Here is a 12,488-nt window from a genome sequence, read left to right as displayed (position 1 = left end):
TTTCTGGTGCGTACCGGGCTGAGAGGCGGTGTAAGTGAACTGTAGTTGCCATGTTTTACGGCAATGAGAGCAGAGATAGCGCTGATGTCCGGCAGTGCTTTTGCCGTTACGCACCACGCCTTCAGTAGCGGAGCAGGAAGGACATCTGATGGAAATGGAAGCCACGCAAGCACCTTAAAATCACCATCATACACTAAATCAGTAAGTTGGCAGCATTACCCCTCCAACGGAACTTAAGCCGTCAGGTGCCAGGGCGATATACCCCGCCTTCGTCACTCGCCGTGCCACATCTTCGATATACGGATTCAGTCCACGATTCTCATGCACCACCACCACGGCTGGCGTTTTGCCGCTCATTTTTGCGGGTTTCACCAGATAACCCCGTACCTCGCCGTGACCATTTGGCGAAGGATACGTGATGTACTCAGCAACAATCTCCGGGTCGGTAAACTCTACCTGAGTCGTCAGCGCATAATTTGGCTTGAGCAAATCAAACAACGCTAATGCCGTCATCCCGCCCACCGCATACTTCGCCGCAAGGTTGAGGAACTCACGTTTCGAAATTTTCCCGTGAGCGTAATAGTCGTAGTAATCCAACAACTCTTGTGGGAAATCTTTGGCGGTTAAACGCGGCATCGTTGCATTCCTCAACTGGTGTTTTTTAAGCAAAGCATAAGCGCGTGTTTTTGCCCAGTTTTTCGTCACTCTGTGAGCCAGACTACGGGATACGCGCTGGCGAATCGCTAAACTAGAAACATTGTTTCGAAATTGAACGGTGGAAAGGAGAGGTCATGGTCTGGTTAGCGAATCCCGAACGTTACGGGCAGATGCAGTACCGCTATTGCGGAAAAAGTGGTTTACGCCTGCCCGCGTTATCGCTCGGTTTATGGCACAATTTCGGTCACGTTAACGCGCTGGAATCACAGCGTGCAATCCTGCGTAAAGCGTTTGATTTAGGCATTACGCACTTTGATTTAGCCAACAATTACGGGCCGCCTCCAGGAAGCGCAGAAGAGAACTTTGGTCGCCTGCTGCGGGAGGATTTTGCCGCTTATCGCGATGAACTGATTATCTCTACCAAGGCTGGCTACGATATGTGGCCCGGCCCTTACGGCTCTGGCGGTTCACGTAAATACCTGCTCGCCAGCCTCGACCAAAGCCTGAAGCGTATGGGGCTTGAGTATGTCGATATCTTTTACTCTCATCGCGTCGATGAAAATACGCCGATGGAAGAAACCGCCTCTGCGCTGGCTCATGCGGTACAAAGCGGTAAGGCGCTGTATGTCGGGATCTCCTCTTACTCGCCAGAGCGGACGCAAAAAATGGTCGAGTTGCTGCACGAGTGGAAAATTCCGCTTTTAATTCATCAACCTTCGTACAATTTACTGAACCGCTGGGTGGATAAAAGCGGCCTGCTGGATACCCTGCAAAATAACGGCGTGGGCTGTATTGCCTTTACTCCTCTGGCTCAGGGATTGCTGACCGGAAAATATCTCAACGGCATTCCGCAAGATTCACGGATGCATCGTGAAGGGAATAAAGTTCGTGGTCTGACGCCGAAAATGCTTACCGAAGCCAACCTCAACAGCCTGCGCTTATTGAATGAAATGGCACAGCAGCGTGGACAATCAATGGCGCAAATGGCGTTAAGCTGGTTGCTGAAAGATGATCGCGTGACGTCGGTATTGATTGGTGTCAGCCGCGCGGAGCAACTAGAGGAGAACGTGCAGGCGCTGAATAATCTGACATTTAGCACCGAGGAGCTGGCGCAGATTGATCAGCATATCGCCGATGGCGAGCTGAATCTGTGGCAGGCGTCTTCCGATAAATGACCTGTTAATAACGGGCGCGCGAACCGCGCCCGAATCAGATCAGTGATTATGACGAGTCAGTCGGTCAAGATAGCCCATCACAAATGCAGAGAGCACAAACGTCAGATGGATAATGACGTACCACATCAGTTTGTTATCCGGGACATTTTTCGCATCCATAAAGACGCGCAGTAAGTGAATGGAAGAAATTGCCACAATCGACGCTGCTACTTTGTTTTTCAGCGACGTTGCGTCCATTTTCCCCAGCCAGTTCAGCTTCTCTTTGTTCTCGGAGATATCCAGCTGCGAGACGAAATTCTCATAACCGGAAAACATCACCATCACCAGCAAACCGCCAACCAGCGTCATATCCACCAGCGACAGCAACACGAGGATCAAATCTGATTCCGCCATCGAGAAGATATTCGGCAGTACGTGAATAATCTCCTGGAAGAACTTCAGCGCCAGGGCAACTAACGCCAGCGAAAGGCCAAAGTACACGGGGGCAAGCAGCCAGCGAGAAGCATACATTGCATTTTCAAGAAAACGTTCCATACATTCCTGTCGTGTAGTTAAAACGGGCAACAGTATATCGCAATTGAGTAAACAGCACGCAACAGCAAATCAACATATACGTTAAACCTTTGTCGCATAATTCTGAGGTTTAGGGATCTTCCTGGTTCCCTTATCAACGCATCGAGAGCGTCTACCCTTAAAAGACGTTGAACCTGAAGGGAGAAAAACAATGTCTCATTTAAAAGACCCGACTACGCAGTATTACACTGGTGAATATCCCAAACAGAAACAACCGACGCCAGGCATCCAAGCGAAGATGACACCGGTACCGGATTGCGGCGAGAAAACCTATGTTGGTAGCGGTCGCCTGAAAGATCGTAAAGCACTGGTGACAGGGGGCGATTCCGGAATAGGTCGAGCTGCCGCCATCGCTTACGCGCGTGAAGGGGCTGACGTGGCGATCAGTTATCTTCCCGTGGAAGAAGAAGACGCTCAGGATGTGAAAAAGATCATTGAAGAATGCGGACGCAAAGCCGTTCTGCTGCCAGGCGATTTAAGCGATGAGAAATTCGCCCGTTCGCTGGTTCACGAAGCGCACAAGGCGTTAGGCGGGCTGGATATTATGGCGCTGGTCACCGGGAAACAGGTTGCCATTCCGGATATTGCAGACCTCACCAGCGAACAGTTTCAAAAGACCTTTGCCATTAACGTTTTCGCGCTGTTCTGGCTAACCCAGGAAGCGATCCCCCTGCTACCGAAAGGTGCAAGTATCATCACCACTTCGTCAATCCAGGCATACCAGCCAAGTCCGCATTTACTGGACTATGCGGCTACGAAGGCGGCGATTCTGAACTACAGCCGTGGCCTGGCAAAACAGGTCGCGGAGAAAGGTATTCGGGTGAATATTGTCGCGCCAGGCCCTATCTGGACGGCACTGCAAATTTCCGGCGGACAAACGCAGGATAAGATCCCGCAGTTTGGTCAGCAAACGCCGATGAAGCGTGCGGGGCAACCGGCGGAACTGGCCCCTGTATATGTTTATCTGGCAAGTCAGGAGTCGAGCTACGTCACCGCAGAAGTGCACGGTGTGTGCGGCGGCGAGCATTTAGGTTAAAAAAATGCCCGGTTGTGAAAAGCAACCGGGCATCATTGTGAATTCACTCTTACCTGATGTGGCGAAAACGCCTTATCCGCCTACAAACGCATGAAGATTCAACATGTTGCAATAGATTTTGTAGGCCTGATAAGCGTAGCGCATCAGGCATTGAGCACCTAATGCCGGATGCGGCGTGAACGCCTTATCCGGCCTACAAACGCACGAAGATTCAACATGTTGCAATAGATTTTGTAGGCCTGATGAGCGTAGCGCATCAGGCAATTCTACTTTACTTCGCTTTGGCGGTTTCTTCGCCGACCAGACCTATCTTCAGGTAACCCGCCTGATGCAGCGTATCCATTACCTTCATCAACGTCTCGTAATCGACGGTTTTATCCGCTCGGAAGAAGATGGTGGTGTCTTTCTTGCCTTCGGTTAACGCATTCAACGCCGTAATCATTGTTTCATCGGTGACCGGATCGTTACCGATAAACATCGAGTTGTCTGCCTTCACCGACAGATAAACCGGTTTTTCCGGGCGCGGCTGCGGCGTGCTGGTAGAAGCAGGCAAGTTCACCTTCACATCTACCGTCGCTAACGGTGCCGCCACCATAAAGATAATCAGCAGAACCAACATCACGTCGATAAACGGCGTCACGTTGATATCATGCATTTCGCCGTTATCGTCGAGGTTTTCGTTAAGATGCATTGCCATCGGATATTATCCTGCGCGTAATTTTTGTGCGACACGAACCGGATGCGCAGCGGCGCTGGCTTCCAGATCCAGGTCACGGCTTTGCAGCAACAATACCTGCGCTGCAACATCACCCAGCATCGCTTTAAAGCCGCCAATCTGGCGTGCAAATACGTTATAGATAACGACCGCAGGAATCGCTGCCACGAGGCCGATTGCCGTTGCTAACAGAGCTTCTGCGATACCCGGCGCAACGACTGCCAGGTTAGTGGTCTGCGTTTGCGCGATACCAATAAAGCTGTTCATGATGCCCCAGACCGTACCAAACAGACCAACGAACGGAGAAATCGCGCCGATGGTTGCCAGATAGCCGTTACCGCGGCCCATTTGACGACCCACTGCGGCGACCCGACGCTCCAGACGGAAGCTGGTACGTTCTTTAATACCTTCGTTATCGTCGCTGCCTTCTGACAGTTCCAGCTCATTCTGCGCTTCATTGAACAAATGCAGGCTTAAGCTTTTGCTACCAAAATCAGCGGCGATATCGTTGGCCTGGTTTAAGGAACGCGCTTCAGCCAGCAGTTGCTGCTCGCGCTTTAGGCGACGCTTCTGATTGAAGAACTCTACGCTCTTACTGAAGAAGATTGCCCAGGTGACTACGGAGGCCAAAATAAGCCCAATCATCACGCACTTAACGACAATATCGGCGTGCTGATACATACCCCAGACGGAAAGGTCCGTCTGCATTAAATTATTACCCACTGTGTATCTCCAGGACGCAAGTCACAAAATCTGCGCATAATAATATCAAAACGACGTCGAATTGATAGTCGTTCTCATTACTATTTGCATACTGCCGTACCTTTGCTTTCTTTTCCTTGCGTTTACGCAGTAAAAAAGTCACCAGCACGCCATTTGCGAAAATTTTCTGCTTTATGCCAATTCTTCAGGATGCGCCCGCGAATATTCATGCTAGTTTAGACATCCAGACGTATAAAAACAGGAATCCCGACATGGCGGACAAAAAGCTTGATACTCAACTGGTGAATGCAGGACGCAGCAAAAAATACACTCTTGGCGCGGTAAATAGCGTGATTCAGCGCGCTTCTTCGCTGGTATTTGAGAGTATGGAAGCCAAAAAGCACGCGACGCGCAATCGCGCCAATGGCGAGTTGTTCTATGGACGGCGCGGAACGTTAACCCATTTTTCCTTACAACAAGCGATGTGTGAACTGGAAGGTGGCGCAGGCTGCGCGCTATTTCCCTGCGGGGCGGCAGCGGTTGCTAATTCGATTCTTGCTTTTGTCGAACAGGGCGATCATGTGTTGATGACCAACACTGCCTATGAACCGAGTCAGGATTTCTGTAGCAAAATCCTCAGCAAACTGGGCGTAACGACATCGTGGTTTGATCCGCTGATTGGTGCCGATATCGTTAAGCATCTGCAGCCAAACACTAAAATCGTGTTTCTGGAATCGCCAGGCTCCATCACCATGGAAGTCCACGACGTTCCGGCGATTGTTGCCGCCGTACGCAGTGTGGTGCCGGATGCCATCATTATGATCGACAACACCTGGGCAGCCGGTGTGCTGTTTAAGGCGCTGGATTTTGGCATCGATGTTTCTATTCAAGCCGCCACCAAATATCTGGTTGGGCATTCAGATGCGATGATTGGCACTGCCGTGTGCAATGCCCGTTGCTGGGAGCAGCTACGGGAAAACGCCTATCTGATGGGCCAGATGGTCGATGCCGATACCGCCTATATAACCAGCCGTGGCCTGCGCACATTAGGTGTGCGTTTGCGTCAACATCATGAAAGCAGTCTGAAAGTGGCTGAATGGCTGGCAGAACATCCGCAAGTAGCGCGAGTTAACCACCCTGCTCTGCCTGGCAGTAAAGGACACGAATTCTGGAAACGAGACTTTACAGGTAGCAGCGGGCTGTTTTCCTTTGTGCTTAAGAAAAAACTCAGTAATGAAGAGCTGGCGAACTATCTGGATAACTTCAGTTTATTCAGCATGGCCTACTCGTGGGGCGGGTATGAATCGTTGATCCTGGCGAATCAACCAGAACATATCGCCGCCATTCGCCCACAAGGCGAGATCGATTTTAGCGGGACCTTGATTCGCCTGCATATTGGTCTGGAAGATGTCGACGATCTGATTGCCGATCTGGACGCCGGTTTTGCGCGAATTGTATAACATTGCCACTTTTGGACAATTTTGCAGACATTTAATTGTGAAAAGTCTTAAATTGTTGCGTCCCGGATCAAGGCGTCCCGGACGAATCAGGAGTACAATAGGCAGATAAAGGCTTAAACGCTGTTCCACAGGAAAGTCCATGGCTGTTATTCAAGATATCATCGCTGCGCTCTGGCAACACGACTTTGCCGCGCTGGCGGATCCTCATATTGTTAGCGTTGTTTACTTTGTCATGTTTGCCACGCTGTTTTTAGAAAACGGCCTGCTGCCCGCCTCATTTTTGCCAGGCGACAGCTTGTTGATACTGGCAGGCGCATTGATTGCCCAGGGGGTTATGGATTTTCTGCCTACGATTACGATTCTGACCGCCGCAGCAAGTCTGGGCTGCTGGCTAAGTTATATTCAGGGGCGCTGGTTAGGGAATACCAAAACGGTGAAAGGCTGGCTGGCACAGCTTCCTGCTAAATATCACCAGCGCGCCACCTGCATGTTTGACCGCCACGGTCTGCTGGCGCTGCTGGCTGGACGTTTTCTTGCATTTGTCCGTACGCTGCTGCCAACCATGGCGGGAATTTCCGGTCTGCCAAACCGCCGCTTCCAGTTTTTCAACTGGTTAAGTGGATTGCTGTGGGTCAGCGTGGTAACCAGTTTTGGCTATGCCTTAAGTATGATTCCGTTCGTTAAACGCCATGAAGATCAGGTAATGACGTTCCTGATGATCCTGCCAATTGCCTTGTTAACCGCTGGCTTGTTAGGCATGCTGTTTGTGGTGATTAAAAAAAAATACTGTAACGCCTGACGATTTTCCCCGTTCCCGGCTGCTGTACCGGGAACGTATTTAATTCCCCTGCATCGCCCGCATTCTTGCCGCATCTTCCCCCGGCGTCACACCGAAGTAACGTTTAAACTCACGGCTAAATTGCGATGCGCTTTCATAGCCGACGCGCATCGCTGCTGCGCTGGCCTTCATGCCGTCATGGATGATCATCATCCGCGCCTTATGCAGACGGTAATTCTTCAAATACTGCAACGGCGAGGTGCTGGTGACAGACTTAAAATTATGGTGGAACGCCGATACGCTCATGTTGGCTTCTGCCGCCAGTTGCTCGACGCTCAGGTTTTCGGTGTATTTATTCTCAATCCGTTTCAGCACGCGGCTAATCAGACTGAAGTGAGTCTGGCGACTGACCAGCGCCAGTAACGCGCCGCCGCAAGGTCCGGTCAGCACGTAGTACAGAATTTCGCGGATGATCTGTTTGCCGAGAATACGCGCATCCAGTGGTCGCTCCATCACGTCGAGTAACCGCTCCGCCGCGCATAAAATCTCTTCTGATAACGTGGCGGAGTTAATCCCGCTGGCTGCCATCGACGGCTGGAAATGCTCATCTTCGCCAATGTCCATCAACAGTTCCTGTAACTGCAAAATATCGACATTGAGACGCAACCCTGCCAGCGGCACCTCTGACGTGGCATAGGTTTCGCACTCAAACGGCAACGGCACCGTCAGCAGCAGGTATTCATTGGCATCATAACGAAACACGCGTTCATTGATATAACCGATTTTATGCCCGGAAAAGAGAATTATGATGCCAGGCTCGTACATCACCGGTGTACGTGCGAAAGGCGTCTCGCCATACAACAAACGCACATCGGGCAACAGTTCTGACAAACTATTTTCTTTATTTTTCAGTTTATTAACTTTATCCGCCAGCAAGCGGCAAATCTCTTCACGTTTCATATCGCGTAATTTCTTAGGAATAATGCGGCAATTTGATTGTGCGCAATTTTGTAGCATTTCTCCAGCACTCTGGAGAAATAGGCAAGACATTGGCAGAAATGAGCATTGAGAGCCAGGGCGCTGGCGATCACAATGAAAAACATCAGGCAGATCGTTCTCTGCCCTCATATTGGCCCAGCAAAGGGAGCAAGTAATGAACAACTTTAATCTGCACACCCCAACCCGCATTCTGTTTGGTAAAGGCGCAATCGCTGGTTTACGCGAACAAATTCCTCACGATGCTCGCGTATTGATTACCTACGGTGGCGGCAGCGTGAAAAAAACCGGCGTTCTCGATCAAGTTCTGGATGCCCTGAAAGGCATGGACGTGCTGGAATTTGGCGGTATTGAGCCAAACCCGGCTTATGAAACGCTGATGAACGCCGTGAAACTGGTTCGCGAACAGAAAGTGACTTTCCTGCTGGCGGTTGGCGGCGGTTCTGTACTGGACGGCACCAAATTTATCGCCGCAGCGGCTAACTATCCGGAAAATATCGATCCGTGGCACATTCTGCAAACGGGCGGTAAAGAGATTAAAAGCGCCATCCCGATGGGCTGTGTGCTGACGCTGCCAGCAACCGGTTCAGAATCCAACGCAGGCGCGGTGATCTCCCGTAAAACCACTGGCGACAAGCAGGCGTTCCATTCTGCCCATGTTCAGCCGGTATTTGCCGTGCTCGATCCGGTTTATACCTACACCCTGCCGCCGCGTCAGGTGGCTAACGGCGTAGTGGACGCCTTTGTACACACCGTGGAACAGTATGTTACCAAACCGGTTGATGCCAAAATTCAGGACCGTTTCGCAGAAGGCATTTTGCTGACGCTGATCGAAGATGGTCCGAACGCCCTGAAAAAGCCAGAAAACTACGATGTGCGCGCCAACGTCATGTGGGCGGCAACGCAGGCGCTGAACTGTTTGATTGGCGCTGGCGTACCGCAGGACTGGGCAACGCATATGCTGGGCCACGAACTGACTGCGATGCACGGTCTGGATCACGCGCAAACACTGGCTATCGTCCTGCCTGCACTGTGGAATGAAAAACGCGATACCAAGCGCGCTAAGCTGCTGCAATATGCTGAACGCGTCTGGAACATCACTGAAGGTTCCGACGATGAGCGTATTGACGCCGCGATTGCCGCAACCCGCAATTTCTTTGAGCAATTAGGCGTGCCGACCCACCTCTCCGACTACGGTCTGGACGGCAGCTCCATCCCGGCTTTGCTGAAAAAACTGGAAGAGCACGGCATGACCCAACTGGGCGAAAATCATGACATTACGTTGGATGTCAGCCGCCGTATATACGAAGCCGCCCGCTAAGCTTTTTACGCCTCAAACTTTCGTTTTCGGGCATTTCGTCCAGACTTAAGTTCACAACACCTCACCGGAGCCTGCTCCGGTGAGGTCATATAAAGGAGGAACGTATGGCTAATCCAACCGTTATTAAGCTACAGGATGGCAATGTCATGCCCCAGCTGGGACTGGGCGTCTGGCAAGCAAGTAATGAGGAAGTAATCACCGCCATTCAAAAAGCGTTAGAAGTGGGTTATCGCTCGATTGATACCGCCGCGGCCTACAAGAACGAAGAAGGTGTCGGCAAAGCCCTGAAAAATGCCTCAGTCAACAGAGAAGAACTGTTCATCACCACTAAGCTGTGGAACGACGACCACAAGCGCCCCCGCGAAGCCCTGCTCGACAGCCTGAAAAAACTCCAGCTTGATTATATCGACCTCTACTTAATGCACTGGCCCGTTCCCGCTATCGACCATTATGTCGAAGCATGGAAAGGCATGATCGAATTGCAAAAAGAGGGATTAATCAAAAGCATCGGCGTGTGCAACTTCCAGATCCATCACCTGCAACGCCTGATTGATGAAACTGGCGTGACGCCTGTGATAAACCAGATCGAACTTCATCCGCTGATGCAACAACGCCAGCTACACGCCTGGAACGCGACACACAAAATCCAGACCGAATCCTAGAGCCCATTAGCGCAAGGAGGGAAAGGCGTTTTCGATCAGAAAGTCATTCGCGATCTGGCAGATAAATACGGCAAAACCCCGGCGCAGATTGTTATCCGCTGGCATCTGGATAGCGGCCTGGTGGTGATCCCGAAATCGGTCACACCTTCACGTATTGCCGAAAACTTTGATGTCTGGGATTTCCGTCTCGACAAAGACGAACTCGGCGAAATTGCAAAACTCGATCAGGGCAAGCGTCTCGGTCCCGATCCTGACCAGTTCGGCGGCTAACATGCAAATTCTCCCGGTGGCGGTAATGTTCCGCTACCGGACTTTTCAGAAATCATTTATTCCCCTCGCGTCCCGCCCGTTGTTACTCTTCCTTGTTCAGGAATGCCAAATATAAGGACATCATCATGCAGAGCCGGAAGCTCTTAAAAGAACAACTCATCTATATCCGGGATAAACGCAACGGAGAGGTGAAAAACAGATGAAAATAATACTTCTGTTTTTAGCAGCCCTGGCAAGTTTTACCGTACACGCGCAGCCTCCTTCACAGACCGTAGAACAAACAGTCCGGCAGATTTATCAGAACTATAAATCAGATGCCAGTACGCCTTATTTCGGTGAAACCGGAGAGCGGGCGATAACTTCAGCGCGTATTCAACAGGCGCTTACCCTGAACGACAATCTTACGCTGCCGGGCAATATTGGCTGGCTGGATTATGATCCGGTTTGTGATTGTCAGGATTTTGGCGATCTGGTGCTAGAAAGCGTTGCGATAACCCAAACTGACGCCGATCATGCCGATGCCGTTGTGCGCTTTCGTATCTTTAAAGATGATAAAGAAAAGACCACGCAGACACTGAAAATGGTGGCGGAAAATGGTCGTTGGGTCATTGACGATATTGTCAGCAATCATGGCAGCGTCTTACAAGCAGTTAATAGCGAGAATGAAAAAACGCTGGCCGCTTTAGCTTCGTTGCAAAAAGAACAGCCGGAAGCCTTTGTTGCCGAACTCTTTGAACATATTGCTGATTATAGCTGGCCGTGGACGTGGGTGGTTTCCGACTCTTACCGCCAGGCGGTTAATGCCTTCTATAAAACCACCTTCAAGACGGCCAATAATCCCGATGAAGATATGCAAATAGAACGGCAATTTATTTACGACAATCCGATCTGTTTTGGCGAAGAGTCGCTATTTTCACGCGTTGATGAAATTCGAGTCCTGGAGAAAACCGCCGATTCCGCCCGCATTCATGTTCGTTTTACGCTGACCAATGGCAACAACGAAGAGCAAGAACTGGTTTTACAGCGGCGCGAAGGCAAGTGGGAAATCGCTGATTTTATCCGCCCGAACAGCGGCAGCCTACTTAAGCAGATTGAGGCAAAAACTGCCGCCAGATTAAAGCAATGAGCTGAATTAAATAACAATTAGCCGGAACAATAAATAAAAGGGAACACTATATGAAAACGATTTTCACCGTGGGAGCTGTTGTTCTGGCAACCTGCTTGCTCAGTGGCTGCGTCAATGAGCAAAAGGTCAATCAGCTGGCGAGCAATGTGCAAACATTAAATGCCAAAATCGCCCGGCTTGAGCAGGATATGAAAGCACTACGCCCACAAATCTATGCTGCCAAATCCGAAGCTAACAGAGCCAATACGCGTCTTGATGCACAGGACTATTTTGATTGCCTGCGCTGCTTGCGTATGTACGCAGAATGATAAAAAAATCCCCGGCAGCATGTCAGTTGCCGGGTTATAGGCTGTTTGCTAAAAAAAGCCAAACATAAGGACATGATTATGCGACGCTGGCACACCTGTTTTTTTATTCTGCTGTTCTGTGGCTTCAGCGGAAACGTGTTGTGCAAAGAATCGATTAATGAAGCGATAGAACGTTTGTACCAACCATTGACCAGTAATGACGATATACCAATAACCGATGAATTCAGTCTCGATTTGCGAAGTAATATGAGCGCTACTCCTGGCAAAATGACACCCTGGCTGAATAATAATCTTTTGTGTCGCTGTGTCGATGACGCTTTCGTTTCTGCAGAAATAATCCAAAGCACACACCTAAATGGCGGCCGAACGCATGTACTGTTGCAGCTGGTTATCAAACAAAATCGCACAGATATCCACCGGTTACTGGGGCTAATGCTGGTTCGTGAAAATGATAATCATCGTTGGCTAATAGAAGACATCGATGACGGTGGTAATGCTGCCAACTTACTGATTTAGTGTATGATGGTGATTTTAAGGTGCTTGCGTGGCTTCCATTTCCATCAGATGTCCTTCCTGCTCCGCTACTGAAGGCGTGGTGCGTAACGGCAAAAGCACTGCCGGACATCAGCGCTATCTCTGCTCTCATTGCCGTAAAACATGGCAACTACAGTTCACTTACACCGCCTCTCAGCCCGGTACGCACCAGAAA

At 50.3% G+C, this 12,488-nt stretch carries 14 protein-coding genes and 2 pseudogenes; 10 read left to right on the top strand and 6 right to left on the bottom strand.

Annotated features, from left to right (window positions below; translation table 11 throughout):
• Together BGK49_RS25030 and yghX are read right to left on the bottom strand one after the other, a co-directional pair.
• Positions 1-165 (bottom strand): IS1 family transposase (locus tag BGK49_RS25030; protein ID WP_047664789.1); only part of this gene is annotated, 165 nt, incomplete at its 3' end.
• Positions 166-219: 54 nt separating this feature from the next.
• Positions 220-636, bottom strand: a pseudogene (gene yghX, locus BGK49_RS02225) (YghX family hydrolase); the annotation flags it as partial.
• Between the two features lie 155 nt (positions 637-791).
• Between yghX and gpr the strand changes: the two are divergent.
• On the top strand, positions 792-1,832 hold the full coding sequence (gpr, locus tag BGK49_RS02220; protein WP_000262152.1) for an L-glyceraldehyde 3-phosphate reductase: 1,041 nt from the start codon (positions 792-794) through the stop codon (positions 1,830-1,832).
• A gap of 39 nt (positions 1,833-1,871) precedes the next feature.
• Here the strand turns inward: gpr and BGK49_RS02215 are convergent, their stop codons facing one another.
• Positions 1,872-2,366 (bottom strand): TIGR00645 family protein, encoded by a 495-nt coding sequence (locus BGK49_RS02215; RefSeq protein WP_000439331.1) that lies wholly within the window; start codon positions 2,364-2,366, stop codon positions 1,872-1,874.
• A 190-nt stretch (positions 2,367-2,556) separates the two neighbouring features.
• Here BGK49_RS02215 and yghA point away from each other — a divergent pair, with 190 nt between their 5' ends.
• A complete protein-coding gene (gene yghA / locus BGK49_RS02210) occupies positions 2,557-3,441 on the top strand; it encodes an NADP(+)-dependent aldehyde reductase (RefSeq protein ID WP_000018771.1) in 885 nt (294 codons plus the stop codon).
• Between the two features lie 271 nt (positions 3,442-3,712).
• Here yghA and exbD read toward each other — a convergent pair whose 3' ends face one another.
• Both exbD and exbB read right to left on the bottom strand, forming a co-directional pair.
• Positions 3,713-4,138 carry a TonB system transport protein ExbD gene (exbD, locus tag BGK49_RS02205; RefSeq protein WP_001240712.1) on the bottom strand — a complete coding sequence of 142 codons (426 nt, stop codon included), beginning with the start codon at positions 4,136-4,138 and terminating at the stop codon, positions 3,713-3,715.
• Positions 4,139-4,144: 6 nt separating this feature from the next.
• Positions 4,145-4,879, bottom strand: coding sequence for a tol-pal system-associated acyl-CoA thioesterase (gene exbB / locus BGK49_RS02200; RefSeq protein ID WP_000527839.1), 735 nt, complete (start codon positions 4,877-4,879; stop codon positions 4,145-4,147).
• Positions 4,880-5,130: 251 nt separating this feature from the next.
• Between exbB and metC the strand changes: the two genes are divergently transcribed.
• Complete coding sequence (metC, locus tag BGK49_RS02190) at positions 5,131-6,318, top strand: cystathionine beta-lyase (protein WP_001320425.1); 1,188 nt, start codon at positions 5,131-5,133, stop codon at positions 6,316-6,318.
• 139 nt (positions 6,319-6,457) lie between these two features.
• Entirely contained in the window at positions 6,458-7,117 is a 660-nt protein-coding gene (yghB, locus tag BGK49_RS02185; protein ID WP_000268431.1) for a DedA family general envelope maintenance protein YghB, read from the top strand.
• Between the two features lie 39 nt (positions 7,118-7,156).
• Here the strand turns inward: yghB and yqhC are convergent, their stop codons facing one another.
• Positions 7,157-8,056, bottom strand: a complete 900-nt coding sequence (yqhC, locus tag BGK49_RS02180; protein ID WP_001298382.1) for a DNA-binding transcriptional regulator YqhC — start codon at positions 8,054-8,056, stop codon at positions 7,157-7,159.
• Positions 8,057-8,249: 193 nt separating this feature from the next.
• Here yqhC and yqhD point away from each other — a divergent pair, with 193 nt between their 5' ends.
• The 6 genes and pseudogenes from yqhD to BGK49_RS25025 all read left to right on the top strand — a co-directional run.
• Positions 8,250-9,413 (top strand): alcohol dehydrogenase, encoded by a 1,164-nt coding sequence (gene yqhD, locus BGK49_RS02170; protein ID WP_001058816.1) that lies wholly within the window; start codon positions 8,250-8,252, stop codon positions 9,411-9,413.
• A 104-nt stretch (positions 9,414-9,517) separates the two neighbouring features.
• A pseudogene (gene dkgA / locus BGK49_RS02165) lies at positions 9,518-10,345 on the top strand (2,5-didehydrogluconate reductase DkgA).
• 199 nt (positions 10,346-10,544) lie between these two features.
• Positions 10,545-11,471 carry a YqhG/Tai3 family protein gene (locus BGK49_RS02160; protein ID WP_000691638.1) on the top strand — a complete coding sequence of 309 codons (927 nt, stop codon included), beginning with the start codon at positions 10,545-10,547 and terminating at the stop codon, positions 11,469-11,471.
• A 50-nt stretch (positions 11,472-11,521) separates the two neighbouring features.
• A complete protein-coding gene (gene yqhH / locus BGK49_RS02155) occupies positions 11,522-11,779 on the top strand; it encodes a lipoprotein YqhH (RefSeq protein ID WP_000848528.1) in 258 nt (85 codons plus the stop codon).
• A 78-nt stretch (positions 11,780-11,857) separates the two neighbouring features.
• Positions 11,858-12,295: a hypothetical protein gene (locus BGK49_RS02150; protein ID WP_001255442.1), complete on the top strand. Its 438-nt coding sequence runs from the start codon at positions 11,858-11,860 to the stop codon at positions 12,293-12,295.
• Between the two features lie 28 nt (positions 12,296-12,323).
• Positions 12,324-12,488: IS1 family transposase (locus BGK49_RS25025; protein ID WP_047664789.1), on the top strand; the 165-nt coding region annotated here is incomplete at its 3' end.

The sequence above is a fragment of the Shigella sp. FC1544 genome (assembly GCF_001722145.1).
GTDB lineage: Bacteria > Pseudomonadota > Gammaproteobacteria > Enterobacterales > Enterobacteriaceae > Escherichia > Escherichia coli.
This window is presented reverse-complemented; position numbering and strand designations above follow the sequence as displayed.

Excerpts from the sequence above, each read along its gene's own strand:
- gpr (WP_000262152.1), top strand. The coding sequence starts at position 792 with ATGGTCTGGTTAGCGAATCCCGAACGTTACGGGCAGATGCAGTACCGC.
- BGK49_RS02215 (WP_000439331.1), bottom strand. The coding sequence starts at position 2,366 with ATGGAACGTTTTCTTGAAAATGCAATGTATGCTTCTCGCTGGCTGCTT.
- yghA (WP_000018771.1), top strand. The coding sequence starts at position 2,557 with ATGTCTCATTTAAAAGACCCGACTACGCAGTATTACACTGGTGAATAT.
- exbD (WP_001240712.1), bottom strand. The coding sequence starts at position 4,138 with ATGGCAATGCATCTTAACGAAAACCTCGACGATAACGGCGAAATGCAT.
- metC (WP_001320425.1), top strand. The coding sequence starts at position 5,131 with ATGGCGGACAAAAAGCTTGATACTCAACTGGTGAATGCAGGACGCAGC.
- yghB (WP_000268431.1), top strand. The coding sequence starts at position 6,458 with ATGGCTGTTATTCAAGATATCATCGCTGCGCTCTGGCAACACGACTTT.
- yqhC (WP_001298382.1), bottom strand. The coding sequence starts at position 8,056 with ATGAAACGTGAAGAGATTTGCCGCTTGCTGGCGGATAAAGTTAATAAA.
- yqhD (WP_001058816.1), top strand. The coding sequence starts at position 8,250 with ATGAACAACTTTAATCTGCACACCCCAACCCGCATTCTGTTTGGTAAA.
- BGK49_RS02160 (WP_000691638.1), top strand. The coding sequence starts at position 10,545 with ATGAAAATAATACTTCTGTTTTTAGCAGCCCTGGCAAGTTTTACCGTA.
- yqhH (WP_000848528.1), top strand. The coding sequence starts at position 11,522 with ATGAAAACGATTTTCACCGTGGGAGCTGTTGTTCTGGCAACCTGCTTG.
- BGK49_RS02150 (WP_001255442.1), top strand. The coding sequence starts at position 11,858 with ATGCGACGCTGGCACACCTGTTTTTTTATTCTGCTGTTCTGTGGCTTC.